Origin of the sequence: Rhodopseudomonas sp. BAL398, from assembly GCF_033001325.1 — a bacterium.
GTDB lineage: Bacteria > Pseudomonadota > Alphaproteobacteria > Rhizobiales > Xanthobacteraceae > JARJEH01.
In genome coordinates this window covers 4,984,206-5,009,040 of the sequence record NZ_CP133111.1, presented here as the reverse complement: position 1 = coordinate 5,009,040, position 24,835 = coordinate 4,984,206, and the positions used below count along the sequence as shown (strand labels likewise).

The 24,835-nt window shown below is 65.9% G+C and carries 20 protein-coding genes; 8 read left to right on the top strand and 12 right to left on the bottom strand.

All coding sequences use genetic code 11. The annotated features are described in order from the left end of the window. Nucleotides 1-39: 39 nt before the first annotated feature. Nucleotides 40-621, top strand: a complete 582-nt coding sequence (locus RBJ75_RS23535) for a nucleotidyltransferase family protein (protein WP_044404080.1) — start codon at nucleotides 40-42, stop codon at nucleotides 619-621. 157 nt (nucleotides 622-778) lie between these two features. On the opposite strand, the gene RBJ75_RS23530 is transcribed toward RBJ75_RS23535, so the two are convergent. The 5 genes from RBJ75_RS23530 to RBJ75_RS23510 form a co-directional block, all read right to left on the bottom strand. Then, complete coding sequence (locus RBJ75_RS23530) at nucleotides 779-1,495, bottom strand: cytochrome c biogenesis CcdA family protein (protein ID WP_044403872.1); 717 nt, start codon at nucleotides 1,493-1,495, stop codon at nucleotides 779-781. Between the two features lie 4 nt (nucleotides 1,496-1,499). Next, entirely contained in the window at nucleotides 1,500-1,904 is a 405-nt protein-coding gene (locus tag RBJ75_RS23525; RefSeq protein ID WP_044403876.1) for a thioredoxin family protein, read from the bottom strand. A gap of 93 nt (nucleotides 1,905-1,997) precedes the next feature. Next, nucleotides 1,998-2,528: a PAN domain-containing protein gene (locus RBJ75_RS23520; RefSeq protein WP_044403878.1), complete on the bottom strand. Its 531-nt coding sequence runs from the start codon at nucleotides 2,526-2,528 to the stop codon at nucleotides 1,998-2,000. 406 nt (nucleotides 2,529-2,934) lie between these two features. Further along, the gene (locus tag RBJ75_RS23515) at nucleotides 2,935-4,305 is read right to left on the bottom strand and encodes a glutamate--cysteine ligase (RefSeq protein ID WP_044416297.1); all 1,371 of its coding nucleotides are present in this window, start codon (nucleotides 4,303-4,305) and stop codon (nucleotides 2,935-2,937) included. 96 nt (nucleotides 4,306-4,401) lie between these two features. After that, nucleotides 4,402-4,890: a MarR family winged helix-turn-helix transcriptional regulator gene (locus RBJ75_RS23510; protein ID WP_044405565.1), complete on the bottom strand. Its 489-nt coding sequence runs from the start codon at nucleotides 4,888-4,890 to the stop codon at nucleotides 4,402-4,404. A gap of 128 nt (nucleotides 4,891-5,018) precedes the next feature. Between RBJ75_RS23510 and gstA the strand changes: the two genes are divergently transcribed. After that, nucleotides 5,019-5,633, top strand: coding sequence for a glutathione transferase GstA (gene gstA / locus RBJ75_RS23505; protein WP_044405563.1), 615 nt, complete (start codon nucleotides 5,019-5,021; stop codon nucleotides 5,631-5,633). Between the two features lie 464 nt (nucleotides 5,634-6,097). Here gstA and RBJ75_RS23500 read toward each other — a convergent pair whose 3' ends face one another. From RBJ75_RS23500 to RBJ75_RS23485, 4 genes are all read right to left on the bottom strand, one after another. Further along, entirely contained in the window at nucleotides 6,098-8,314 is a 2,217-nt protein-coding gene (locus RBJ75_RS23500; protein WP_276156408.1) for a 3-hydroxyacyl-CoA dehydrogenase NAD-binding domain-containing protein, read from the bottom strand. Between the two features lie 202 nt (nucleotides 8,315-8,516). Then, the gene (locus tag RBJ75_RS23495; RefSeq protein WP_044416337.1) at nucleotides 8,517-9,725 is read right to left on the bottom strand and encodes an acetyl-CoA C-acetyltransferase; all 1,209 of its coding nucleotides are present in this window, start codon (nucleotides 9,723-9,725) and stop codon (nucleotides 8,517-8,519) included. A 161-nt stretch (nucleotides 9,726-9,886) separates the two neighbouring features. After that, complete coding sequence (locus RBJ75_RS23490; RefSeq protein ID WP_044416339.1) at nucleotides 9,887-11,677, bottom strand: acyl-CoA dehydrogenase C-terminal domain-containing protein; 1,791 nt, start codon at nucleotides 11,675-11,677, stop codon at nucleotides 9,887-9,889. 110 nt (nucleotides 11,678-11,787) lie between these two features. After that, on the bottom strand, nucleotides 11,788-12,213 hold the full coding sequence (locus tag RBJ75_RS23485) for a nuclear transport factor 2 family protein (RefSeq protein WP_044416335.1): 426 nt from the start codon (nucleotides 12,211-12,213) through the stop codon (nucleotides 11,788-11,790). A 133-nt stretch (nucleotides 12,214-12,346) separates the two neighbouring features. On the opposite strand from RBJ75_RS23485, the gene RBJ75_RS23480 reads away from it, so the two are divergent. From RBJ75_RS23480 to RBJ75_RS23470, 3 genes are all read left to right on the top strand, one after another. Continuing rightward, nucleotides 12,347-12,931: a PadR family transcriptional regulator gene (locus tag RBJ75_RS23480; protein WP_044416333.1), complete on the top strand. Its 585-nt coding sequence runs from the start codon at nucleotides 12,347-12,349 to the stop codon at nucleotides 12,929-12,931. A gap of 9 nt (nucleotides 12,932-12,940) precedes the next feature. After that, nucleotides 12,941-13,168 (top strand): type II toxin-antitoxin system PemK/MazF family toxin, encoded by a 228-nt coding sequence (locus tag RBJ75_RS23475; RefSeq protein WP_201776333.1) that lies wholly within the window; start codon nucleotides 12,941-12,943, stop codon nucleotides 13,166-13,168. A 563-nt stretch (nucleotides 13,169-13,731) separates the two neighbouring features. Further along, on the top strand, nucleotides 13,732-17,073 hold the full coding sequence (locus RBJ75_RS23470; RefSeq protein ID WP_044416331.1) for a tetratricopeptide repeat protein: 3,342 nt from the start codon (nucleotides 13,732-13,734) through the stop codon (nucleotides 17,071-17,073). A 53-nt stretch (nucleotides 17,074-17,126) separates the two neighbouring features. Here the strand turns inward: RBJ75_RS23470 and RBJ75_RS23465 are convergent, their stop codons facing one another. After that, complete coding sequence (locus tag RBJ75_RS23465) at nucleotides 17,127-17,822, bottom strand: O-methyltransferase (protein WP_044416329.1); 696 nt, start codon at nucleotides 17,820-17,822, stop codon at nucleotides 17,127-17,129. Between the two features lie 136 nt (nucleotides 17,823-17,958). Here RBJ75_RS23465 and RBJ75_RS23460 point away from each other — a divergent pair, with 136 nt between their 5' ends. The 3 genes from RBJ75_RS23460 (at nucleotide 17,959) to RBJ75_RS23450 (ending at nucleotide 20,758) form a co-directional block, all read left to right on the top strand. Next, nucleotides 17,959-18,768, top strand: a complete 810-nt coding sequence (locus tag RBJ75_RS23460) for an AraC family transcriptional regulator (protein WP_276156476.1) — start codon at nucleotides 17,959-17,961, stop codon at nucleotides 18,766-18,768. A 284-nt stretch (nucleotides 18,769-19,052) separates the two neighbouring features. Continuing rightward, nucleotides 19,053-19,976, top strand: coding sequence for a sulfite exporter TauE/SafE family protein (locus RBJ75_RS23455; protein ID WP_044418556.1), 924 nt, complete (start codon nucleotides 19,053-19,055; stop codon nucleotides 19,974-19,976). Further along, nucleotides 19,973-20,758 carry a TIGR02186 family protein gene (locus RBJ75_RS23450; RefSeq protein WP_044418554.1) on the top strand — a complete coding sequence of 262 codons (786 nt, stop codon included), beginning with the start codon at nucleotides 19,973-19,975 and terminating at the stop codon, nucleotides 20,756-20,758. Before RBJ75_RS23455 ends, RBJ75_RS23450 begins: the two co-directional genes overlap by 4 nt. A 266-nt stretch (nucleotides 20,759-21,024) precedes the next feature. On the opposite strand, the gene pdeM is transcribed toward RBJ75_RS23450, so the two are convergent. Beyond that, a complete protein-coding gene (gene pdeM, locus RBJ75_RS23445; RefSeq protein WP_044418815.1) occupies nucleotides 21,025-21,714 on the bottom strand; it encodes a ligase-associated DNA damage response endonuclease PdeM in 690 nt (229 codons plus the stop codon). Between the two features lie 293 nt (nucleotides 21,715-22,007). After that, on the bottom strand, nucleotides 22,008-24,788 hold the full coding sequence (locus RBJ75_RS23440) for a ligase-associated DNA damage response DEXH box helicase (protein ID WP_317528546.1): 2,781 nt from the start codon (nucleotides 24,786-24,788) through the stop codon (nucleotides 22,008-22,010). Between the last annotated feature and the right edge of the window lie 47 nt (nucleotides 24,789-24,835).

The window sequence follows — 24,835 nt, the reverse complement described above, 5'->3', positions numbered from 1 at the left end:
GACCACGCTTCGAGGGCGACGGAATCGGACGGCGGCGCGATGGAGATCGACGATTTCCGCGCCGCGATCCTGCAAAACCCGCTGCATGAGGCGTTGCTTGATGCGATCGTGAGCCTCGGCCTGCCGGACGCCTGGATCGTCGCCGGCTGCCTGACGCAGACGGTGTGGAATATCCAGACCGGCCGCGCGCCCGCTCATGGCATCAATGATTACGACGTGTTCTATTTCGATCCCGATCTGTCATGGGAGGCCGAGGACCGCGCTATCGCGGAGCTGCGCCGGGCGACCGAGCGGCTCGGCGCGCAGATTGAATTGCGCAATCAGGCCCGCGTGCATCTGTGGTACCCGCAAAAGCACGGCCGGCCGTACCCCGCCCTTCGACGCGCCAGCGACGGCATCGACCGCTTTCTCACCCGATGCACCCAGGTCGGCATTCAGCGCACGCCAGACGGCGACCGCTCCTATGCGCCGCACGGCCTCGACGATATCGCCGGCATGATCGTGCGGCCCAATCCGACGCCGAATTTTTCCGCCGAGGCCTATCGGGCCAAATCCGCGCGCTGGGCAGCGCTGTGGCCCGAATTGCGGGTGATGCCGGCGCTTGCTGATGACCTGACCTGACAGGATCAAGCGACGTCGTCATTGCGAGCCGAGGCCGGCGCGCAGCGCCGTCCGAACGCGAAGCAATCCAGGGGCGCCAAGCACAGACTGGATTGCTTCGTCGCAAGCGCTCCTCGCAATGACGGCTAACTTCTTTGGCCTCTTTTGAATCGGTCTGTCAGAACGACGTCGTGAGCTCGGTCAGCCAGGCCGGCGAGGCGTTGACCAGCGCGGCTTCGATTTTCTTGTCGGCGCCGCTGACAATCGCCACGCCGATCAGCACGAAGGCCGCGCCCAGCAGGGTCTTGCCGAGCTTGCCGGCCGACAGCAGGCGGTCGCGCATACCCATCAGGGCGGCGCGGGAAAGCTGCCCGATCAGCAGCAGCGGCAGCGCGGCGCCGATGCCGAACAGCGCCATGGTCAGCGCCACCGTCGGCAGATCGCGGCCCTGCGACGCCAGCAGCGACGCCGCGCCCAGCGTCGGGCCGACGCAGGGCGACCATACCGCGCCGAGCAGCAGACCGATTCCGAACTGGCCGCCGAGCCCGGAGCCTGCGGCGCCGCCGAAGCGACGATCGGCCCAGCCCGCCAGCGGATTGCCGGCGGCGGCCAGCCGCATTTGCCAGACCGGCACCAGCAGGATCACGCCGATCGCGATCATGATCGCCGCGGCCGCGACACGAAACATTCCGGCATCGATGCCAAGGCTGAAGCCGGCGACCGCCAGCAGCAGGCCTATCGCGGTGAACGACAGCGCCAGCCCGGCCGCCAGCGCCAGCGCGCCATAGCGATGCGCGCTGACTGCGCTGCCCAGCACGATCGGCACCAGCGGCAGCACGCAGGGCGACAGGATCGACAACAGCCCGGCCAGAAAGGCCAGCGCGAAACCGGTCACCGGCTCACAGCGCCTTGTCGAGCAGCTTGGCGATCGAGGCTTCCTTGGTGTCGCCGACCGAGCGGCCCTGCTCGGCCGCGCCCTTGAACACGATCAGGGTCGACTGCATCTGCGCACCGAACTGCTTCACCACCGGCTTCTGGTCGTCGAAATCGACCCGGAAGATCTTCATGTCCTTGAATTTCGGATTGGCGGTAAGGCGATCGACGATCGGGGTCTGGGCCTTGCAGGTCGGGCACCAATCGGCGTGAATCTCGACCAGAACCGGGCTACCCGCGGCCTGCGCCGACTTGAAGGCCTCGGCGGTGAACGGCGTCACCTGGCCGGCGAAAGCCGGCGTGACCAGCCCGACCACCGCCAGCGAGGCGGCAAACAGGGCGCTGGTGAACATCTTCCGGGTCATTGTCATGGCGAGACTCCTCATTTGCCGGATGCGCGGACGGCCGCGGTCACACGAGGTTCGCCGCCGCGCCGACAACGTTACGCGCCGGCCGCGAAATTGTTACCTGACCACGCCGGAGATGAATCCGGGTTTGCGCCGCGGCGGCTTGATTTCCTTCTTCAGGAAACAATGGGCATTTCTGCCGATATAGCCCGGCCGGGCATAGGTCCAGGCCCGGCATTTGTGGTCGGCCTCGCAGATCGCCTTGCAGGCCTCGTTGCCGTCGCCCTTTTTCAGCTCCATGTTCTTGTAATCGCCGCCGAAGCGATCGATCGACGCTTCGATCGAGCGGTTGCGCGGCTCCAGCACGCCGGCGCCGCGCACCCCGGAGACGCAGCAATTATTCGGCAGCAGCTGTGGCACCGTGCTCTTCAGCCAGCACACCGCGCCGTGATCGGGCGAGGTCGGATAGGCGAAGGTCCATGACCGGCAGCGGCGGTCGCGCTCGCAGGTGAGCGCGCAATCAGCCGGGTCGCCGCTCGGCACCGGCGCGCGCGAATAGTCTCCGCCCGGGCGGTCGAAATTGGCCTGCGCCCTCGCCGGACTGGCCGACAGCGCAGCCGTCGTCAGGCCCGCCGCCAAAGCAAGCATGACCGAACACGCCCTAAGCAGGCCGCCGCGCCGCATTCCAATCGCTTTCGAGTTTGGCTCCGAAATCCCCGACCGAGCGCCCCTCAAGGGAACTTCCGAACCGCCACACCAAGGAGCATCTGACGGTCCGCCACCTGTATGGCGGATGAACGGGGAGCGGGCCTCATGACACCGTGAATGGAGCCAGGAGTGTTTCCAGATGAGATGTCTCGTTCGAAGCTCAGGCTGTCGTCATTCCGGGGCGCGAGCAGCGTCAGCTGCGAGCGAACCCGGAATCTTGCGGCAAGGCAAAGCGCTTCAGCAAGATTCCGGGTTCGCTCGCCCTGCGGGCTCTCGCCCCGGAATGACTGGCAAGGCGATGAGCGGGGCAGCTCACCCGAAGCTGTCCGAAGGGGCCGACTGAAGCCTAGAAGGCGTATTCGTCATAGGCCGGCTCCACCGAGCCGTGCCAGGCGCCGTGGAATTTCTCCAGCATCTCCTCGGCCGGGGTGCGGCCGGTATCGAGAATGTGGTCGAGCGGCTCCAGATGCCGCGATTCGTCACGGCCCAGATGGTCGATGCGGGCGCGGCGGCGCAGCCCGGCATGGGCCAGCACCATGCATTCCTTGGCGATTTCGAACAGGAAGCGCTCGCGGATCTTGGCCTTGAAGCCAAGTCGCGGCACGTCATCGCGCAGCGCCTGGCGCTCCTGCGCATTCCAGCGCTTGACGATCTCCCAGGCCGCGTCGAGGCTAGTGTCATCATACAGCAAGCCGACCCAGAAGGCCGGTAGCGCCGGCAGCCGGCCCCACGGCACGCCGTCGGCGCCGCGCATTTCCAGATAACGCTTGAGCCGAACCTCGGGAAAGATCGTCGACAGATGATTGGCCCAATCCGACAGCGTCGGCCGCTCGCCGGGCAGAATCTTGTTCTTGCCATCGAAGAAGTCGCGGAACGAGGCGCCGGCGACGTCGATATATTGGTCGCCGCGCTTGACGAAATACATCGGCACGTCGAGCGCGTAATCGACCCAGCGCTCGAACCCCATGCCGTCCTCGAACGCCCAGGGGATCATGCCGGAGCGGGCATTGTCGGTGTCGCGCCAGATCTCGGAGCGGAACGACAAATAGCCGTTAGGCTTGCCTTCGGTGAACGGCGAATTGGCGAATAGAGCGGTGGCGATCGGCTGCAGCGCCACCGACACCCGCAGCTTCTTCACCATGTCGGCTTCCGACGAGAAGTCGAGATTGGTCTGCACCGTGCAGGTGCGATACATCATGTCGAGGCCGTATTGGCCGACCTTCGGCATGTAATTGGTCATGATGTTGTAGCGGCCTTTCGGCATCGTCGGGATCTGCGCCCGCGACCAGGACGGCGTCATGCCGAGGCCGAGAAAGCCGATGCCGAGCGGGGTCGCCACTTCGCGCACCTGGGCCAGATGCGCCATCAATTCCGACTGGGTCTGGTGCACGGTCTCGACCGGCGCGCCGGACAATTCGAACTGGCCGCCCGGCTCCAGCGAAATCGCGCCGCCGCCGGTCACATCAAGCAGGCCGATGATGTTGCCGCCTTCCATGATCGGCTCCCAGCCGAGCAGCAGCTTCATGCCGTCGAGCAGCGCGCCGATGCCGTTGCCGCCCGCATAGGGCACCGGTTGATGGCCAATCAGCGTGAACGGGGTCTTTTCATGCTCGGTGCCGATCCGGAATTCCGATGGCGGCTTGATGCCGTCTTCCAGCCAAGCCACGAGCTCGTCGCGCGAATGCAGCGGCGTCATATCGATCTGGTCACGCGCCATGGGATTTCCGGAAGATGGGCGCGGTCGTGGTCAGCGCGCGGTGGCGGGGTCCGCGGCGGGCGAGAGCGCCCGCCGCGGTGGAGGATGCAAGCTGTATCATCGCGCCGGGGCGCTGTCTTTGGTGGCGAGCGAGGCTGTCCCGTCGCAGGAGCAGCCGAGCCGGTCGAGCAGGCTGCACAGCTTGGCCGCGTCGGCATCCGACAATTTCGATCCGACATGGGTCTCGATCGCCGCCGAATAGGCGCCCCACATCTTCTTTTGCAACTCGCGCCCGGCCTCGGTGATCTCGACGAACTGGCCGCGCTTGTCCATCTTGCATTCGCGCCGCGCCGCCAGGCCCTCATCGACGAGCCGGTCGATCAGCCGCGAGGTGGAATATTGCGGGATCAGCATCTGCTTTTCGAGCTCGACCGGCCGCAGCTCGCCCGACGGCGCGCGCGACAATTCCAGCAGCGCGTCATACCAGGCCAGCGGCGGGAAGCCGGCCTTCTTCAGCTCCTGCTCGACGGCGTCCAGCACCCTGCTCTGGAGTCGCATCAGGCGAATCCAGGCCGCGGTCGCTTCGGTCGACGGTTTGCGTTTCATGACGGGGTCCATCATCTGCGCGCAGTGTATCGCACTATATGCAGCTGCATCAATCTTGACTCTTCCATGCAATTGCATTTAATTCCGCTTTGGCCAATCACCAATAAGCCCCAGCGAGGAAATTTCCCATGAAACTGTATTATTCGCCCGGCGCCTGCTCGCTGTCACCGCATATCGCATTGTTGGAGGCCGGATTGCCTTACGAATTGGTGAAGGTCGATGTTCGCGCCAAAAAGCTGGAAAACGGCGACGATTATCTCAAGATCAACCCCAAGGGCCAGGTGCCGGCGCTCGGGCTCGATTCCGGCGAGGTCATGACCGAAGGCCCGGTGATCGTCCAGGTCATCGCCGACCAGGCCGCAGCCTCCAAGCTCGCCCCCGCCCAAGGCAGCCCGGAGCGTTATCGCCTGCAGGAATGGCTGAACTTCATCACCACCGAACTGCACAAGGGGTTTTCGCCGCTGTTCAACCCGGCGATCCCCGACGAGGTCAAGACCGTGTTCCGCGACCGCATCATGGGCAAGTTCAAATATCTCGACGAGCAGCTCGCCGGTCACGATTATCTGATGGGCCAGCAATTCACCGTCGCCGACGGCTATCTGTTCACGATCCTGCGCTGGGCCGACGCGATGAAGATCGACATCTCGGCGCTGCCGACCCTGACCGCCTACAAGACCCGAATCGCCGCGCGGCCCAAGGTGCAGGAAGCCCTCGCCAAGGAAGGCCTGCTGAAGGCCGCGTGAGGCCGGCGCCTCTGGCGGATTGATGGCGACGAATCACAAGGGCCGGATCGCTGATCCGGCCCTTTTTATGCCCACGGTCGGTGCCTCTCGGTCGTCATGCCCGGCCTTGTGCCGGGCATCCACGCCTTGAAAGCTGTGCCTAATCAAAGACGTGGATGGCCGGGACAAGCCCGGCCATGACCAGATTGATGAGTCAACGGCAAAACCCGTTGGTATGATGCGCAGACCCTCATGGTGAGGAGGCGCGCAGCGCCGTCTCGAACCATGAGGCCGCAATGCTCCGGCCGACCCCATAGCGCCTGGCTCCAAAACCAACCCACAAAACGAGGCCTTCAACGTCGTCATTGCGAGGAGCTCTTGCGACGAAGCAATCCAGTCCTTGCTTGATGTCCCTGGATTGCTTCGCTGTCGGACGGCGCGGTGCGCCGTCCTCGGCTCGCAATGACAGGCGCGTCGCCGCGCGCTTACGCTGCCGCCAGCTTCTTCGGCGGGAAGCGGCCGTAGAAAGTCTCGCCGTTTTTCGCCATGTCTTCCAACAGCTTCGGCGGGGTGAAGCGGGAGCCGTATTTGGCCTCGAGCTTGTGGCACAGCGCCACGAACTCTTTGGTGCCCATGAAGTCGATATAGCTCAGCGTGCCGCCGGTGAACGGGGCGAAGCCGAAGCCGAGGATCGAGCCGACATCGGCCTCGCGCGGATCGGTGATGACGTGATCCTCGACGGTGCGCGCGGCTTCCACCGCCTGCACCACCAAAAAGCGCTGCTTCATCTCCTCGATGTCGAGCGTGTCGGGATCGAGGTGCTTGGGTTGCAGGGCGCCGATGCCATGCCACAGGCTCTTCTGACCCTTGCCCTTTTCCGGATAGTCGTAGAACCCTTTCGAATTCTTGCGGCCGAACCGGCCCTGCTTTTCGACCATCTCGACCATCAGCTGCTTCTGCTGCTGATCGACCGCCTGGCTGCCGAGATCGGCTTCGGTGGCTTTCATGATCTTCAGCACCAGATCGAGCGCGACCTCGTCGGACAGCGACAGCGGCCCCACCGGCATGCCGGCCATCTTGGCGACGGTCTCGATCATCGGCGCCGGCACGCCTTCCATCAGCATTTCCAACCCCTCGGCGGTGAAGCGCAGCACGCAGCGATTGGCGAAGAAGCCACGGCTGTCATTGACCACGATCGGCGTCTTGCTGATCTGGCGGACATAATCCAGCGCGGTGGCGAGCGCCACGTCGCCGGTGTTCTTGCCGACGATGATCTCCACCAGCATCATCTTCTCGACCGGCGAGAAGAAATGGATGCCGATGAATTTCGATTGATCCTCGAACTCTTCCGCCAGCGAATTGATCGGCAGCGTCGAGGTGTTGGACGCCATGATGGCGCCCTCCTTTAAGAATGGCTGCACCTTCTTGTAGAGCTCGGCCTTGACGGCGCGATCCTCGAACACCGCCTCGATGACGAGATCGCAATCCTTGATTGCGGCGTAATCGGCGGTGGCGGTGATCTTCGCCATCAGCGCGTCGCGGTCGGCCTCCTTGGCGCGGCCCTTGGCGACGAGGCCGTCGATCACGCTCTTGCAATGCGCCTTGCCCTTGTCGGCGCTCTCCTGGTCGCGGTCGATCAGCACTACTTCGATGCCACCCTTGGCCGAGACATAGCCGACGCTGGCGCCCATGAAGCCGGCGCCGATGATGGCCAGCTTCTTCACCTTGGTCGGCGGAATATTCTGCGGCCGCCGCGCGCCCTTGTTCAATTCCTGCATCGACAGGAACAGGCTGCGGATCATCGCCGCGGCTTCCTTGCTCTGCAGGATGTGGGCGAAATAGCGCGATTCGACGCGCAAAGCGGCGTCCATCGGCAGCTGCAATCCCTCATAGGCGCAGCTCATGATGGCGCGCGCCGCCGGATAATTGTCATAGGTCTCGCGGCGATAGATCGCGTTGCCGGCCGGGAAGATCATCATGCCCTGCTTGGAGAACACCGCGCCGCCGGGGAGTTTAAAACCCTTGATGTCCCACGGCGCCACCGGCTTGCCGCCGGCCTTGATCCACTCCTTGGCGGCGCCGATCAGCTCGGCCGCCGGCACGATGGCGTCGACGATCTTCTGCGCCTTGGCCTTGGCCAGATTGATCTGCTCGCCCTTGAGCAGCATCTGCATCGCATCGGCCGGCTGCAGAATCCGCGGCAGCCGCTGGGTGCCGCCGCCGCCGGGGAACAGGCCAACCTTGATCTCCGGCAGGCCGAGCTTGGTCTTCGGATTGTCTGCGGCCACGCGATAATGGCAGGCCAGCGTCACTTCGAAACCGCCGCCGAGCGCCAAGCCATTGATCGCCGCGACCCATGGTTTGCCGCAGGTCTCGAGCCGGCGCAGGATCTGCGACAGTTTGCGGCTCTCGTCGAACAGCATCTGCTGCGCGGCTTCCTCGCCCTTCTCCTTGCGGATCTGCGCGAACTGCTTGTTCATGGCTTCCAGCATCGACAGATCGGCGCCGGCGCAGAACGCCTCCTTGGCCGAGGTGATCACCACGCCCTTGACGGCGGCGTCCGCGGTGGTGGCTTCGACGATGGCGCCGAGCTCCTCGATGGTGGCTGTATCCAGCACATTCATCGAGCGGCCCGGCAGATCCCAGGTCACGAGCGCAATGCCGTCGGAATCGGTTTCGAGTTTGAAATTCTTGAAGGCCATGTGGTGCTCCCAATCAGGATGGTGCAACTGTTGTTCTGATGCTCGCTGCGGCCTTGGCGGCGCAGCGCGTGATCTCTTCTCCCCTCCCCCTTGCGGGGAGGGGTCGGGGGTGGGGTAGCAGCGAGCACTGAGCCTGCGGCTTACCCCCCACCCGACCGGCCTATCGGCCGGCCACCCTCCCCACAAGGGGGAGGGAAAGAGCTCACACCCGCTCGATGATGGTCGCGGTGCCCATGCCGCCGCCGATGCACAAGGTCACCAGTGCGGTCGACTTGTTGGTGCGCTCCAATTCGTCGAGCACGGTGCCGAGAATCATCGCGCCGGTGGCGCCGAGCGGATGGCCGAGCGCGATGGCGCCGCCATTGACATTGATCTTGTCATTGTCGATCTCGAAGGCCTGCATGTAGCGCAGCACCACCGAGGCGAAGGCCTCGTTGAGCTCGAACAGATCGATATCGCCCTTCTTCATGCCGGAGCGCTCGAACAGCTTCTTGGTGACGTCGACCGGACCGGTCAGCATCATCGCCGGCTCCGAGCCAATATTGACGAAGGCGCGGATTTTCGCCCGCGGCTTCATGTCGTATTTCTTGCCAGCCTCGGCGCTGCCGAGCAGCACCGCGGCGGCGCCGTCGACGATGCCGGAGGAATTGCCGGCGTGATGCACGTAGTTGATCTTCTCGATCTCGGGATGCGACTGGATCGCCACCGCGTCGAAGCCGCCCATCATCCCCATCTGCACGAAGGACGGCTGCAACTGGCCGAGCGACTGCATCGTCGTCGACGGCCGCATATGCTCGTCCTTGGCGAGGATCGTCAGGCCGTTGATGTCCTTGACCGGGATCACCGATTTGTCGAAGCGGCCCTCGTCCCAGGACTTGGCCGAGCGCTGCTGGCTCTGCACCGCATAGGCGTCGACGTCGTCGCGCGAGAAGCCGTATTTGGTGGCGATCAGATCGGCCGAGATGCCCTGCGGCATGAAATAGGACGGCACCGCGATCGACGGGTCCATCGGCCAGGCGCCGCCGGAGGCGCCGATGCCGATCCGGCTCATCGATTCGGCGCCGCCGCCGATCACCAATTCGTGCTGCCCGCTCATGATCTGCGCCGCGGCGAAATTCACCGCGTCGAGACCCGAGGCGCAGAACCGGTTGATCTGCACGCCGGGCACCGCCTCGCCGAGACCGGCATTCATCGCCGCGAAGCGGGCGATATCGGAGCCGGCCTCGCCGATCGGATCGACGCAGCCGAGGATCACGTCGTCCACGGTGTCGACCTGCAGATTGTTGCGCTCCTTGAGCGCTTTCAGCGGCGCGGTGGCCAGCGCCACCGCGGTCACTTCATGCAGCGCGCCATCCGGCTTGCCGCGGCCGCGCGGGGTGCGAACGTGATCGTAGATAAAGGCTTCGGGCATTCATTTTCTCCCGTTTCGGTCTGGCTCTTCGAGCCCACCAATTGCAGACAAATTCCATTGCGTCATTGCGAGGAGCGAAGCGACGAAGCAATCCAGCTCTTGCTTGCAGCCCTGGATTGCTTCGCTGCGCTCGCAATGACAGCGTTGTCGTTGCGACCGTGTCAGAACGCCTCCGCCGGCAGTTCCATCGTGGTGGCGCTGCCGCTCTGGATGCGGGCCAGATGCAGCGCGGTTTCGGGCAGCATCCGCTCCATGAAGAAGCGGCCGGTGACGAGCTTGGTGGTCAGATAGGGTGTGGCACCATCGCTGGCAATCTTGTCCTGCGCCACCTTGGCCATCCTGGCCCACATGTAGCCGCAGGCCACCAGGCCAAACAGCTGCATGTAATCGGTGGCGCCGGCACCGGCATTGTCGGGCGCCGCCATCGCGTTAAGCATCAGCCAGGTGGTGGCCTGCTGCAGATGGCCGAGCGCGGTCGAGACCGGCGCGATATAGGGCTTCATCGCCTCGTCGCCGCCATGCTCCTTGGCGAAGGCGCCGAGCTCGGCGAAGAACGCCATCACGGCGCGGCCGCCGTCGCGCGGCAATTTGCGGCCGACCAGGTCGAGCGCCTGAATGCCGTTGGCGCCCTCATAGATCATCGCGATCCGCGCATCGCGGACGAACTGCTCCATGCCGTTGTCGGCGATGTAGCCGTGGCCGCCATAGACCTGCTGCGCCAGCACGGTGTTGGAAAAACCCACATCGGTCAGCACGCCCTTCAGCACCGGGGTCATCAGCCCCATGTGATCGTCGGCGGCCTGGCGTTCCTTGGCATCGCTGGAGCGATGCGCGACGTCGCTCTTCAGCGCGGTCCACACCACCATGGCGCGCGCCGCCTCGTTGAAGGCGCGCATGGTCAGCAACACGCGGCGGATGTCGGGATGCACGATGATCGGGTCGGCCGGCTTGTCGGTCGCCTTCGGCCCCGACAGCGCCCGGCCCTGCAGCCGCTCGCGCGCATAGGTGACGGCGTTCTGATAGGCCACCTCGGATTGCGCCAGTCCCTGCACCGCGACGCCGAGCCGGGCCTCGTTCATCATCACGAACATGCCCTGCATGCCCTTGTTCTCTTCGCCGATCAGCCAGCCGGTGGCGCCGTCGTAATTCATCACGCAGGTGGCATTGCCGTGGATGCCCATCTTGTGCTCGATCGCCCCGCAGGTCACGCCGTTGCGCTCGCCGAGCGAGCCGTCGGTATTGACCTTGATCTTCGGCACCACGAACAGCGACACGCCCTTGATCCCGGCCGGCGCGCCCTCGATCCGGGCCAGCACCAGATGGATGATGTTCTCGGCCAGATCGTGCTCGCCGGCGGAGATGAAGATCTTGGTACCGGTAATCTTGTAGCTGCCATCGGCCTGCTTCACCGCCTTGGTGCGCAGCAGACCGAGATCGGTGCCGCATTGCGGCTCGGTCAGGTTCATGGTGCCGGTCCATTCGCCCGATACCATCTTGGGCAGGAAGATCGCCTTCTGCTCCGGCTTGCCGTGCACCAGCAGCGCCGCTGCGGCGCCCATGGTCAGGCCGTGATACATCGAGAACGCCATATTGGCGGAGATCTGGAATTCGGCCACCACCTGGGTCAACGTCACCGGCAGGCCCTGGCCGCCGAATTCCGTCGGCGCCGACAGGCCGAGCCAGCCGCCTTCGGCGACCTGCTTGTAGGCCTCCTTGAACCCGCTCGGCGTGGTCACGCTGCCGTCGTCATGGCGGGTGCAGCCCTCTTTGTCGCCGACCCGGTTGAGCGGCTGCAGCACTTCTTCGCTGAGGCGCGCCGCCTCGTTCAGGATGGCGTCGCGCAGATCGGCGGAGGCGTCGGCAAAGCCCGGCAGATTGTTGTAGCGATCGAATTGGAAGACATCGTTGAGCAGAAATCCGACGTCTTCCAGAGGGGCCTTATAGGTCGGCATGATGTTCTCCCGGCTGGCTGGCAACTCCCTCTATAGGGCGTTCGTGCAGCTCAGCAATCGTTCCGTTGCAGGATGGACCTTAGCGGTTTCCGCAAGCTCCGCGGCAAGTATCACGGCTGCGATGATGGTTTTGCTTTGCCGGCCTCGCCGGCCATGCGGGTCAATTGTTCGCCCATCAGCCGGTGCAACAGATTGACCGCCTTGAGCGGGCGCACCATCACTTTGAAGTTGATGATTTTACCGTCGTCGTCGAAGGTAATAATGTCGACGCCATTGATGGTGATGCCCTCGATCACTTTTTCGAATTCGAGCACCGCGCCGGTCGGGCTGCGCCATTCGCCCCGGTAGACAAATCCCGGACCGCCCAGCACCTGTTCGGCGCTCGCCAGATATTTGAAGGTAATCTCGCGCCCGCGTTGCGGCGTGTGCACCACCGGGCTTTCAAACACCGCGTCGGGATGCAGCAGCTCCCACAGCGCCGCCTGGTCGTGCGACTTCATATAGGCGTACCATCTCTCCAGACCGCTCACGGACATCGGACGTCTCCTCTGGGCGCAACATCACGACCCCGCAGTCAGGCGCGGGTTCCCGGATGTCGATATGCACATTGACGCATATGCATCATTATGCATAAAGTCAAGCCGACGGATGGCATTGAAGGGTAGGCGAATGGCGCTGGGCGACGCAATCCTCGCATGCCTGACTGAACGTCCGATGACGGGCTATGAGCTCGCCAAGACCTTCGATGCGTCGATCGGCTTCTTCTGGAAGGCCGACCATCAGCAGATCTATCGCGAGCTGGCGCGGCTGCGCGACCGCGGCCATGTTCAGGGCCGCGAGGTGGTGCAGTCCGGCAAACCCAACAAGCTGGTCTACACCCTGACGCCGGAAGGCCGCATTGCGCTGCGGCACTGGGCCGCGCGGCCGAGCAGCCCGGCCCTGATGAAGGACGACCTGTTGGTGCGGCTCTACGCGCTCGACAGCGTCGACATCGATCCGCTGCGCGGCGACCTGATGGCGCGGATGGAATATCACCGCGACCGCGCCGCCCGCTACGACCGCATCCTGACCAAGCGCTTTCCGCAAGGCACCGCCACGCCGGCCGACACCGGCAAATTGCTGCTGCTGCGGATGGGGCTGCGCCACGAGCGGATGGTGGCGGATTTTTGCGAAGAGGCGCTCGACGCGCTGGCCGCGGTGTCCGGACGCGGCAACATCGTGGCGATCGAACAGCCGCGCGAGGGCGACGACTAGGCGCGAAAGATGGCACAGGCAGAAGAACCACCTCCAAGGATTGCGCCGCGACTGAAGTCGGCACCCAAAATCCGGCAGCTTTACTGGTGCGATTTTCCGCAGGATGCGCAACTTCCGGAGTTCTGGAAGCGGCGGCCTGTTGTCATTTTATCGATGAATGCAACGCTTTATGGCTCTGTTGTCGTGATCCCGTGCTCAACGTCAGCCAATCAGAACCCCAAACTCGCCTTCCCATGATAACGACAATTGACGGGCGTGCCGCATGGGCCATTTGTGATAAGCCAACAACGGTAGCCGTTAGCCGTCTGGTTGCGACCCATGGGGCGATTCGGCGCATGCCAGAAACTGAGTTCAACGAGATGTTGGGGCTGGTTTTGAGTTTATTGCCGAAGGTTCCCACCGTCTAACCAAACGATCTAGTTGACTACACGGTAGGAGCATTTATATTTAAAGGCATATACGGCGCGCTTAAAAACGTGTCCGCTGTCCCGTAAGGGGCACTACTAAACGAGGGGTCCGCGAGGACCCCTTCGTCCGTTCGGGACCTGGAAATTCGACCCTGCAGGCCCTTTGGTCGCGCTGCACGATCTGATCCCCCATCTTCCTTCCACGCTGCAAAGCGGTACCGCCTCAACTTTATGGCGGCGCCGGCACAATCCTTAACTCGGAATTTACCCTAACGCGAAAAAGTGGGGGACAGAGGCAAACCGCCAGCGGCCACGCTCGATTGTATCTCGACGGGACGTACGGGGAGGCTTGCAGGCGCAGTGGGGCGCCGGTGTGCGGAAGCGGACGAGAGCATGAATCGCGTGTCGTGGAGCGTCGAGGGTATCGAACCATCAGTACGCGAGCGGGCTGAAGCCGCCGCCAAGCGCGCTGGCATGTCGCTCGGTGACTGGATCAGCTCACAGGTCGGCGACGCTCCGCCGGAATACCGCTATCCCGCCACAACCACCGAGCCGGTGCGCGCCCCGATGGCCGACAAGGATGCCGTCGAAGTCGCCGAAATCCACCAGCGGCTGGATTCCATCACCCGTCAGATCGAGCAGATTTCCCGCCCCGCGGCGCGCGGCGAACCGGCCGTGGCGCGGCAGCTCAACGACGCCATTTCCCGGCTGGACGCCCGGCTGTCGCGGATCACCGAGCCATCGGCCAAAGCCGAGCCGCAAGCGCAGACCCCAGCCCCCCCGGCACCGCAGCCGCAGACCGAGCGCGTCGAACGCGCCGCCAACCAAGTCTATCACGCCTCGCCGCCGCTCAATCCCGCTTCGCTGGATTTCGCGATCGCCGAGATCGCCGCGCGCCAGAGCGAACTCGACGCCCCCGCCCCCAGCATGGCGCCGCGCCCGTCGCGGCCGCTGGCGCCGCCGATCGCCCCGGCGATGACGCCGCCCCCGGCGCCGACCCCGGCCGGGCCGGATTTTTCCAGCCTGGAGCGTCAGCTTCTCAAGATCACCAGCCAGATCGACGCGCTGCAGCGTCCCGACGACGGCATCGAGCAGTCGATCGCGGCGTTTCGCGCCGAATTGGCCGAGATCCGCCAGACCATCACCGAGGCGATGCCGCGGCGCGCGATCGAATCGATCGAGAACGAAATCCGCTCGCTGTCGCGCCGGATCGACGACAGCCGCCACAGCGGCATCGACCCCAGCGCGCTGACCGGGGTCGAACGCGCGCTGGCCGAGATTCAGGACGCGCTGCGGGCGCTGACGCCGGCCGAGCAACTCGCCGGCTTCGACGACGCGATCCGCAATCTTGGCGCCAAGATCGATCTGATCGTACGCAGCAGCGACGATCCGGGCACCCTGCAGCAGCTCGAGGGCGCGATCGCCGCTTTGCGGGCGATCGTCTCCAACGTCGCCTCCAACGAGGCGCTGGCCCAGCTCAGCGACAATGTCCACACGCTGTCCTCCAAGGTCGACCAGCTGGCGCAGGCCGGCAGCGCCAGCGATTCGTCCTTCGCCGCGCTGGAACAGCGGATTTCGGCGCTGACCGCGGCGCTGGAAAGCCGCGACCGGCCGGCGCCCAGCGACTCCTCGGATCAGCTCGAGGTCGCGCTGCGCGCCTTGTCCGACCGCCTCGACCACCTGCAGGTCGGGCAGGACAGCGCCTCGGCCTTCGCCCATCTCGAACAGCGGGTTTCCTATCTGCTCGAGCGCATGGAACAGGTGACCGGTCCGGGCACCGGCAATCTCGGCCGGGTCGAAGAGGGTCTGCAGGACATTCTGCGCCATCTCGAACGCCAGCAGACCAGCTTTGCCGCGCTGACCGCGCGCGACGTCGCGCCGGTGGCCCAGATGGACCCGGCGCTGGTCGAAACCATCAAGCGCGAATTGTCCGACATGCGCTTCAGCCAGTCGGAAACCGATCGCCACACCCAGGATTCGCTGGAGGCGGTTCACAATACGCTGGGTCATGTGGTCGACCGGCTGGCGATGATCGAAGGCGACCTGCGCACCGCGCGGTCCGCTGCCCCCTCCGAACCCGTCAAATCCCAACCTGCCCAATTCGAATCAGCCGGGCCGAAACCAGCCGAGCCCGCCAGGGCGCAGCCGGCTGCCGCCGCGCCGGCGCTGCCGCCGCGCCCGGACCTGCCGAATCCCGCCGGTTTCGACGCGGCGCCGCGTCAGTTCGGGCCGGCACCGGCCGCGCCGAAACCGCAGCCCGCGCAGGCGGTGCCGCGGGCGATCCATGACATTCTCGACCCGCGATCGCGCGAGGCCACGCCCGTCTCGGCACCGGCATTCGACCCGCCGAAATCCCGCGCGGTCGATCCGGATCTGCCGCCCGATTATCCGCTCGAGCCGGGCACAAGACCGATCGCCCGGGTGGCCTCGCCCTCCGAGCGGATTGCTGCCTCCGAAAACGCCATCAGCGAGATCCAGCCGGCGGCGGCCGAGCCGGCCAGCACATCGAGCTTCATCGCCGCGGCCCGCCGCGCCGCCCAGGCCGCGGCTGCGGCCGCCACGCCGGCGGCCGAGAAGCCAAAACGCGCGCCAAAAAACCCCGACACCGCGCCGGCCAACCCAAACTCCAGCTTCGGCTCCAAGATCCGGGCGCTGCTGGTCGGCGCCAGCGTCGTGGTGATCGTGCTCGGCAGCTTCAAGATGACGATGAACCTGCTCGACAGCGGTTCCGCCCCGGTCGTCAGCAGCGCCGGACCGTCGGCGGCGCCGGCCCAGACCGAAGCCGAACCGGAAGCCGAGCCGGAAGCCGAACAAGATACCACCGCGCCCGCGCCCGAGGCGCCACGGATGCCGTCGATGACCTCGCCGACCCCGATCGGCCGGCAGTCGCTCTATGCCCCCGCGCCAGCCGCAGCGCCACAGCGCGAGCAGACAGCCGAGACGTCCGAGGTGCCCGGCGATATCACCGGCACGATCCCGGCGCCGCAACCCGCGGCCCCGCCGAGCGCGCCGCAGCCGCTCGGCCGGGTCACAATTCCGGCCAACGAAAAGCTTCCCACCAGCATTGGCGGCCCGGTGCTGCGCAACGCCGCGCTGAAGGGCGACGCCTCGGCCGCCTATGAGGTCGGCATGCGCTATGCTGAAGGCAAAGGCGTCGCGGCGAATTTCGACGAGGCCGCCAAATGGTACACGCGCGCCGCCAAGGCCGGCGTCGTTCCGGCAGTGTTCCGGCTCGGAACCCTGTATGAAAAGGGTCTCAGCGTGAAGAGGGACCTCGCCATGGCGCGGGTCTATTACGCCCAGGCCGCCGAGCGCGGCAACGCCAAGGCGATGCACAATCTGGCCGTGCTCGACGCCGATGGCGGCGGCAAGGGCGCGAACTACAAGAGCGCCGTGCACTGGTTCCGCAAGGCCGCCGCCCGCGGCGTCGCCGACAGCCAGTTCAATCTCGGCATCCTCTATGCGCGCGGCATCGGCGTCGAACAGAACCTCGCCGAATCCTACAAATGGTTCAGCCTCGCCGCCGCCCAGGGCGATGTCGATGCCGGCAACAAGCGCGACGACGTCGCCAAGCGGCTCGACCCGCAATCGCTGTCGGCCGCCAAGCTCGCGGTCCAGACCTTCACGCTGGAGCCGCAGCCCAGCGACGCCACCGAGGTCGCCAGCCCTCCCGGCGGCTGGGACGCGGCGACCAGCGCCGCGGCGCATGGTCCGGCCAAGCGCGCGGCGCGGTAAACCCATTGGTCCTGCCGCGGCGCCGCAATTCAGCGGCGCCGGCCGCGCCAAGCTCAGCCGACCCGCACGGTGAATTCGTTGCCGCGGCCTTCGTCGATGTCGAACGGCCGGGAGAAATAGCCGTTGGCAGGCGCGCGGACGTAATCGAGATAATCCTGCGCGAAGGCGTTCTCGCCGAGGATCACAGCGCCGGGCGCGAGCCGCGGCTCGATCAGTTTGAGCACCGGCAGATACAGCGAGAACGCGCCGTCGATCGAGAGAACATCGACCTCGCCGCCGACGTCCCTGAGCGTGTCGAGCGCATCGCCCTCGCGGATCTCCACCAGATCGGCAAGCCCGGCCGCTTCGAGATGAGCCCGCGCCCGGGTCACCTTGGTGGGTTCGATCTCGGACCCGATCAGCTGTCCGCCGCCATTGTCGCGCAGCGCGGCCGCAAGATAGATCGTCGAGATCCCCATCGATGTGCCGAACTCGACGATCCGGGTCGCCCTGCGGGCGCGCACGATCGCGTAAAGGAAGCGGCCATAGGCCGGCGACACCGCGAGGAAATGCTCGGCGTGATCGCGATAGGTCGCCCGGTAATCCGCCCGCTCGGCGGCGATCAACTGGCCCAACGCTTCCTCGATTGAAGTCCCGGACGCCTCGAGCCGCGCCATCAGCTCGACCCCGAAGTCATGATCCGCCGCCTCGGCCTCGGCGTGGAGTGTGGTGAGCGTCTCCGCGACGCGCTTGCTGCTCAGCAATGTCATGAACTTCCCTTTCGGTGAGGACGAGACCGCTTCGGCATCGCCTGTCCGTGTGAGTAAAGGGAGGCCGCATTGGCGTCATTACGAAGCCTGGACAAATTCTTATCCATTCGCGCCAAGCGCTATGGTAGGTCGAACAATGCCCATTCTCACAGATAGCTCCGTTGCGTCCGACTGGGTCGAGCCCGACGAGGTCGCGCGCCCGGTCGTCACCTATGGCATCGCGTCAAACAGGATCGGCGCGATCGAGCTCGACATGCACCGCCATGCCAAGGGGCAGATCATGCTGGTGCAGCGCGGCGCGCTCAGTTGCCAGGTCGAGGGCGGGCTTTGGATCGTGCCGCCGCGCAGCGCGGTCTGGATCCCGGGCGGCGCGCTGCACGCCATCAAGGCGACCGGCGCGCTGGAAGGCTACAGCGCCTTCGTCGCGCCCGGCAGCGATGCCGGCCTGCCGGAGCGCTGCTGCACCGTCGCGGTGACGCCCCTGGCGCGCGAATTGCTGTTCCGCGCCGCCCGCCTGCCGCTGTTCTATGATGAAGGCGGCGCCAATTCCCGGCTGCTGGCGGTGCTGCTCGACGAGATCGCGACCGCCGAGGTCGAGGATCTGCATCTGCCGATGCCGACCGACGCGCGACTGCGCAATCTGGTCGATCTCATGATGGCCGCGCCCGCGGAGCGCGGCTCGCTGCAGGGCTGGGCCAAGCGCGCCGGCCTGAGCGAGCGCACGCTGGGGCGGCTGATCAGCCGCGAAACCGGAATGAGCTTCGGACGCTGGCGGCAGCAACTCGGCGTGATGCTCGCGGTGCAATGGCTCGCCGGCGGCGCATCGATCCAGCAGGTCGCCGCCGACCTCGGTTATGAGAGCGTGCCGAGCTTCGTCACCATGTTCCGCAAGACGCTCGGCACCTCTCCGGGCCGATACATGGCGGAGCGATATTCCGGCCGATAGGCCGGCTCCCTGTGTCCGCCGCACAGCACGCCGGATGAACTCGTCACGCCGGGCGCGCCGCATCGGCGGCGCCGATCGGCGCGGCGGCGGATGACGAGACGCCCGCGCGTTAAGCTTGATCGTTCACCAAATTGATAATTGCGCGGCAATCCGGGCAAAAAATCGCGGCTGTCGCCGATTCTTTAACCCCCGCGCCGGATGATTTCGGTTATGCAAAGACGCGGTATATCAATCCGCGTCAGGGCCTCATCCAGCCTCAGCGCAGAACTCCGAAGCGAACGCGCGTGCAGCTTTATCTTCCGATCGCCGATATTCCGGTCAACGTCCTGCTGATTCTGGCGATGGGCGCCGCAGTCGGGTTCGTCTCCGGCATGTTCGGAATCGGCGGCGGATTCCTGATGACGCCGCTGCTGATCTTCGTCGGCATCGCGCCCGCCGTCGCGGTCGCCTCGGTCGCCAGTCATATCGCCGCCTCGTCATTTTCCGGGGCCTTGGCCTATTGGCACCGCCGCGCCATCGATCCGGCGCTGGCGGCGGTGCTGTTATGTGGCGGCGTAGTCGGCACCGCGCTGGGAGTCTGGCTGTTCACCTTGCTGCGCGAGCTCGGCCAGCTCGATCTGGTCATCGCGTTGTCATACGTCGTGCTGCTGACCACGGTCGGCGGCGTGATGTTCTGGGAAGGCATCCGCGCCATGCTGCGGGTCCGCCGCGGCGAGACCGCGCTGCGCCGCTCCGGCAACCGCAACTGGATCGACGCGCTGCCGCTGAAGGTGCGCTTCAAGCGCTCCAAGATCTATCTGTCGGTGATCCCGATCGTGGCGGTGGGCCTGCTGATCGGCTTCATCGGCGCGGTGATGGGAATCGGCGGCAGCTTCATCCTGATTCCGATCATGATCTACCTGCTGCGGGTGCCGACCGGCATGGTGATCGGCACCGCGATGGTGCTGACGCTGGTGACGATGCTGATCGCCACCGTGCTGCATGCCGTCACCAACCATCTGGTCGACGCCGTGCTGGCGCTGATCCTGATGATCGGCGGCGTCACCGGCGCCCAGTTCGGGGCCCGCGCCGGGCAGAAGATTCGCGGCGAACAGCTGCGGCTGCTGCTGGGATTGCTGATCCTGTCGGTCGGCATCCGCTTCGCGATCCAGCTCGGAATCCACCCCGCCGAACTATTCACCATCCGCGAAGCGGGGGGCGCCGGATGAGGCTTGCCGCGCGCGCAGCCCTGATCTGCCTGCTCGCCGTGCTGGCCGTGCCGCTCGGTGCCGCGCAGGCGGAAAAGCTGATCGTCTCGGTTTCCAACACCCGCGTCACCGTGACGCCGAATTATTCCGGCGGCGAATTGGTGCTGTTCGGCTCGGTCGAGCAGGACAGTCCGGCGCCGGTGCGGCAGACCGGCTACGACATCGTCGTCACCGTGATCGGCCCGCGTGCCGACCTGGTGACGCGGCGCAAGGAGCGCAAATTCGGAATCTGGGTCAACACCGATTCGCGGGAATTTCTGATGGTGCCCGGCTATCTGGCGGTGTTCGCCGACCGGCCGCTGGAGCAGATCGCGACGCCCGAGGTGCGGCGGCGCCAGCAGATCGGGATCAATCACGTGCTGCTGACCCAGCGGGTCGGGACCGACTATGCGGATGTGGTGGCGGACGACGTGTTTCGCAGCGCCTTCGTCCGGCTGCGCACCGAGCAGGGCCTCTACCGCGAGGAGACCTCGGCGGTGAAGTTCCTGACGCCGAGCCTGTTCCGCACCCGCATTCCGCTGCCGGCCTCGGTGCCGATCGGCAGCTATGACGTCGACATCAAGGCGTTCTCCAACGGCGTGCTGGTGACGCAGACCACCACCTCGTTCGAAATCGTCAAGGTCGGCTTCGAGCAATTCGTCGCCGCCGCGGCCCGGCATAACGGTCTGATCTACGGCTTGATGACGGCGCTGATGGCGCTGATGACCGGCTGGATGGCATCGATCGTGTTCAAGAAGGATTAGCCGGCGCCGCATCCGCCGATGCGCGGCTCGACTGATGGCGCACAAGCCTCGTCATTCCGGGGCGCGAGCACTTGCGAGCGAACCCGAAATCTCGCCGCGGGTGGGGCGCTGACATTGGCCGCGAGATTCCGGGTTCGCTCGCAGCAAAGCTGCTCGCGCCCCGGAATGACCAATTCAAATGAGATAGTGCGCCTCAGTCAGCGGCTGCGCGCCCCCTCTCCCATGGGAGAGGTGACGCCGAACGCGGCGTCGTTGGATGAGTCCGCTCAGCGGCAGCGCGCCGCCGCGATGGCGTGCAGGCGGTGATCGCCGAGCAGATGGGCGACGAAATCCAGCGCCGGAAAGATCCGCGCGAAGGCGGCGTCGCGGATGTTCAAGCCGCCCGCATAGGCGCCGAAAGCCGGCATCACCGCGCGCATTCCATCGCTGGCAAAGCAGCGCCGCTCGATGGAACGGCCGCGATTCGACACCCGCGCCTTGGGATGCAGATGGCCGGCGATCTCGCCCTTGGCGCCGGTCGGCTCGTGGCGAAACACGATGCCGCCGATGGCGACATCGCTGGCCACCGCGCCGCCGAGATCGGACGGCAGCGCCGGATCGTGATTGCCGGAAATCCAGATCCAGTCGCGGCGCGCCTGCAGCGCGGCGAGGATGTCGCGGTTGCCGTCCGACAATCGGCCATGCGCCTCGCGATCGTGAAAACTGTCGCCGAGCGCGATCACCCGGCGCGGATCGTAGCGCGCGATCACGGCGCCGAGCCGGCCCAGGGTCGCCACGGTGTCGTAAGGCGGCAGCAGCACGCCGCGCATCGCAAAGCTCGAGCCCTTTTCCAGATGCAGGTCGGAGACGATCAGCAGCCGCTCGGCCTGCCAATACAGCGCGCCCGACAGATCGGCGTACAGCTCGACGCCGGCGATGCTGACGCACGGCTCCCCTCCCCCTTGCGGCAGCGCAATCGCATCTGGATCTTGGCGGGCTATTGAATCGGAGCTCTCTTCACCCTCCCCTTGAGGGGGAGGGTCGGCGGGTCGCGCGCGAAGCGCGCTGCCCGCCGGGGTGGGGTGAGCCGCGCGCACGGCGGATGACCTCTTCGCCACCCCACCCCGCTCGCTGCGCGAGCGACCCTCCCCCTCCAGGGGAGGGTGATCCTTCCTGCGACCGCAGACTTTCATTTGCGATGGCCCTGCCGCAATTGGGGAGGGAGAAGAAAGCCGCTCGTGTCGAGATCCGTCCGCATCGAATTCTCTCGTCATGTCTCGCCCATCGCCTCGCGCACCAGTTCCTCGGCGGCTTCGGCCAGCAATTCGTCGGAGGCTTCGCCGTACACCGCTTCGCGGCCGATTTCCAGCATCACCGGCACCGCCAGAGGCGACACTCGGTCGAGTTCCTTGTGGACGACGCGGCCCTGGATCCGCATCAGCATGTCGCTCAACCGCCTGATATCGAGCAGGCCGCTTGCGGCGTCGGCGCGGGCGGCGCGCAGCAGCACGTGATCGCCCTGGTGCTTGTTAAGCACGTCATAGATCAGGTCGGTGGAGAACAGCACCTGGCGCCGGGTCTTTTCCTCGGATGTCGAGCGCCGCGCGATCAGCCCGGAGATCACCGCGCAACTTCGAAACGTCCGCTTCATCAATGCGGACTCCGCGAGCCAGGCCTCGAGATCGTCGCCCAGCATGTCGGGATCGAACAGCGCGTCGAGATCGAGCCGGCCGTGGCGGATCATGTGCGAGACGTCGCCCAGCCCCCACACCGCCAGCGCATATTCATTGGCGACGAAGCCGAGCGGCCGGGCGCGACCGCGTTCCAGCCGCCGCGTCAGCAGCATGCCGAGCGTCTGATGCGCCAGCCGCCCCTCGAACGGATAGCACACCAGATAGAATTTGTTGGCGCGCGGAAAACTCTCGACCACCAGCTCGCGCACGCCCGGCACCCGCGAGGCGTGGGCCTGCAAATTCAGCCAGTCGCGCACCTGCTGCGGCAGCGCGCCCCAGGCGCGCTTGTCGTCGAGCAGTTTGCGCACCCGCTCGGCCAGATAGGTCGAGAGCGGAAATTTGCCGCCCATATAGGACGGCACCCGCGCGTCCTTGTCGTTGGCGCGGGAGACATAGACCTGGTCCTCCATCAGCGCCTCGTAGCGCACCACCTCGCCGCCAAAGACGAAGGTGTCGCCGACCACCAGGTTCTCGATGAAATATTCCTCGATCTGGCCGAGCATCCGGCCGCCGCGCGCGATCGCGCCGGTGGCGCCAGAGCCGCGGCCGCGGCCGCGCACCAGCTTCACCTTCAGCATCGATTCCTCGACGATGGTGCCGACATTGAGCCGATAGGTTTGCCGCACTTTCGGATTGGTGACGCGCCAATGGCCCGCTTTGTCCTGCTTGATGCGGGCGAAGCGCTCATAGCTTTTCAGCGCGTAGCCGCCGGTGGCGACGAACTCCAGCGTGTCGTCGAAATCGGCGCGGGACAGATCCGCATAGGGCGCCGCACTCCGCACTTCCGCATAGAGATCGTCGGCCAAAAACGGCGCGCCGCAGGCGCAACCGAGAATGTGCTGCGCCAGCACGTCGAGCGCGCCGATTCGCAGCGGCGGTGTGTCCTGCGCGTTCTCGGCGACCGCGTCGATCGCCACGCTGCATTCCAGCACCTCGAAGCGATTGGCCGGCACCAGCACCGCGCGCGAGGCCTCATCGATGCGGTGATTGGCGCGGCCGATTCGTTGCATCAGCCGTGACGCGCCCTTCGGCGCGCCGACATTGATCACCAGATCGACATCGCCCCAATCGACGCCTAGATCGAGCGACGAGGTGCAGACCACGCCGCGCAGCCTCCCCGCCGCCATCGCGTCCTCGACCTTGCGGCGCTGGGCGACGTCGAGCGAGCCATGATGCAGCGCGATGGCGAGATTGTCGTCGTTCATCCGCCACAGTTCCTGAAACAGCATCTCGGCCTGGCTGCGGGTGTTGACGAACACAAGGCTGGTCTTGTTGCGCCGGATCAGATCGTAGATCTCCGGCAGCGCATGGCGGGCCGAATGCCCGGCCCAGGGCAATCGCTCCTTGGTGTCGAGCATCTCCACCACCGGCTGAGCCGCGCCGCCGGCGGTGACGATATCGGCGGCCACGATGCCGCCCGCGGGTTGCGGCACCAGAAACCGCGCCAGCGAGTCCGGCTCCGCCACCGTCGCCGACAGCCCGATCGCGCGTAGCTGCGGCGCGATCTTCCACAGCCGCGCCAGCCCCAGCGCCAGCAGATCGCCGCGCTTCGAGGTCACCAGCGCGTGCAATTCGTCGAGCACGATGCGCTTGAGCGAGGCGAACAGGAACGGCGCGTCGTCGCTGGACAACAGCAGCGCCAATTGCTCCGGCGTGGTCAGCAGGATGTCGGGCGGATATTTGCGCTGCCGGGCGCGGCGCGACACCGGGGTGTCGCCGGTGCGGGTCTCGACCCGGATCGGCAGCCGCATCTGGGCGATCGGCGTCTCGAGGTTGCGCGCGATATCGACCGCCAGCGCCTTCAGCGGCGAGATGTACAGCGTATGCAGCCCGCCGCTGCGGGTGACGCCGCGTCCGGTGGACGCGCTCTTCACCTCTCCCCACGCGCTCTTCACCTCTCCCCTCTGGGGAGAGGTCGCCCGGCGCAGCGAAGCGGCGCCGGGCGGGTGAGGGGGCGCCGCGGTTGCCGCTGTCGCATCGTCCGAAACGTCGTCATCGCCCCCCTCACCCGGATCGCTCGCTGCGCTCGCAATCCGACCTCTCCCCGGTGGGGAGAGGTGAAGAGGCGTCTCGCGCGGGGAGAGGTGAAGCGGCGCCGCGGTCGGGGAGAGGTTTGCGCCCAATTCCACCAGCGTCGGCAGAAACCCCGCTAGCGTCTTGCCGGCGCCGGTGGGCGCAATCAGCAGCGCGGAGCGGTCGTCGCGGGCCATCTGCAGCAACGCCAATTGATGCTCGCGCGGCACCCAGCCACGCGAGGCGAACCATTGCCGGAAATGGTCGGGGAGAAGATCGGGGGGAGCTTTGCGGGCGGCGGGCACCCCTCGAAGCTAGGCACTGGCGGCGGCAAGGTCGAGTGGCCGGCCGC

Excerpts from the sequence above, each read along its gene's own strand:
- RBJ75_RS23485 (WP_044416335.1), bottom strand. The coding sequence starts at position 12,213 with ATGTCCGTGAGCGGTCTGGAGAGATGGTACGCCTATATGAAGTCGCAC.
- RBJ75_RS23520 (WP_044403878.1), bottom strand. The coding sequence starts at position 2,528 with ATGCTTGCTTTGGCGGCGGGCCTGACGACGGCTGCGCTGTCGGCCAGT.
- RBJ75_RS23515 (WP_044416297.1), bottom strand. The coding sequence starts at position 4,305 with ATGGCGCGTGACCAGATCGATATGACGCCGCTGCATTCGCGCGACGAG.
- RBJ75_RS23480 (WP_044416333.1), top strand. The coding sequence starts at position 12,347 with ATGGCGCTGGGCGACGCAATCCTCGCATGCCTGACTGAACGTCCGATG.
- RBJ75_RS23460 (WP_276156476.1), top strand. The coding sequence starts at position 17,959 with ATGCCCATTCTCACAGATAGCTCCGTTGCGTCCGACTGGGTCGAGCCC.
- RBJ75_RS23450 (WP_044418554.1), top strand. The coding sequence starts at position 19,973 with ATGAGGCTTGCCGCGCGCGCAGCCCTGATCTGCCTGCTCGCCGTGCTG.
- RBJ75_RS23535 (WP_044404080.1), top strand. The coding sequence starts at position 40 with ATGGAGATCGACGATTTCCGCGCCGCGATCCTGCAAAACCCGCTGCAT.
- RBJ75_RS23490 (WP_044416339.1), bottom strand. The coding sequence starts at position 11,677 with ATGCCGACCTATAAGGCCCCTCTGGAAGACGTCGGATTTCTGCTCAAC.
- RBJ75_RS23510 (WP_044405565.1), bottom strand. The coding sequence starts at position 4,890 with ATGAAACGCAAACCGTCGACCGAAGCGACCGCGGCCTGGATTCGCCTG.
- RBJ75_RS23525 (WP_044403876.1), bottom strand. The coding sequence starts at position 1,904 with ATGACAATGACCCGGAAGATGTTCACCAGCGCCCTGTTTGCCGCCTCG.
- RBJ75_RS23470 (WP_044416331.1), top strand. The coding sequence starts at position 13,732 with ATGAATCGCGTGTCGTGGAGCGTCGAGGGTATCGAACCATCAGTACGC.
- RBJ75_RS23500 (WP_276156408.1), bottom strand. The coding sequence starts at position 8,314 with ATGGCCTTCAAGAATTTCAAACTCGAAACCGATTCCGACGGCATTGCG.
- gstA (WP_044405563.1), top strand. The coding sequence starts at position 5,019 with ATGAAACTGTATTATTCGCCCGGCGCCTGCTCGCTGTCACCGCATATC.
- RBJ75_RS23495 (WP_044416337.1), bottom strand. The coding sequence starts at position 9,725 with ATGCCCGAAGCCTTTATCTACGATCACGTTCGCACCCCGCGCGGCCGC.
- RBJ75_RS23475 (WP_201776333.1), top strand. The coding sequence starts at position 12,941 with ATGGCACAGGCAGAAGAACCACCTCCAAGGATTGCGCCGCGACTGAAG.
- RBJ75_RS23465 (WP_044416329.1), bottom strand. The coding sequence starts at position 17,822 with ATGACATTGCTGAGCAGCAAGCGCGTCGCGGAGACGCTCACCACACTC.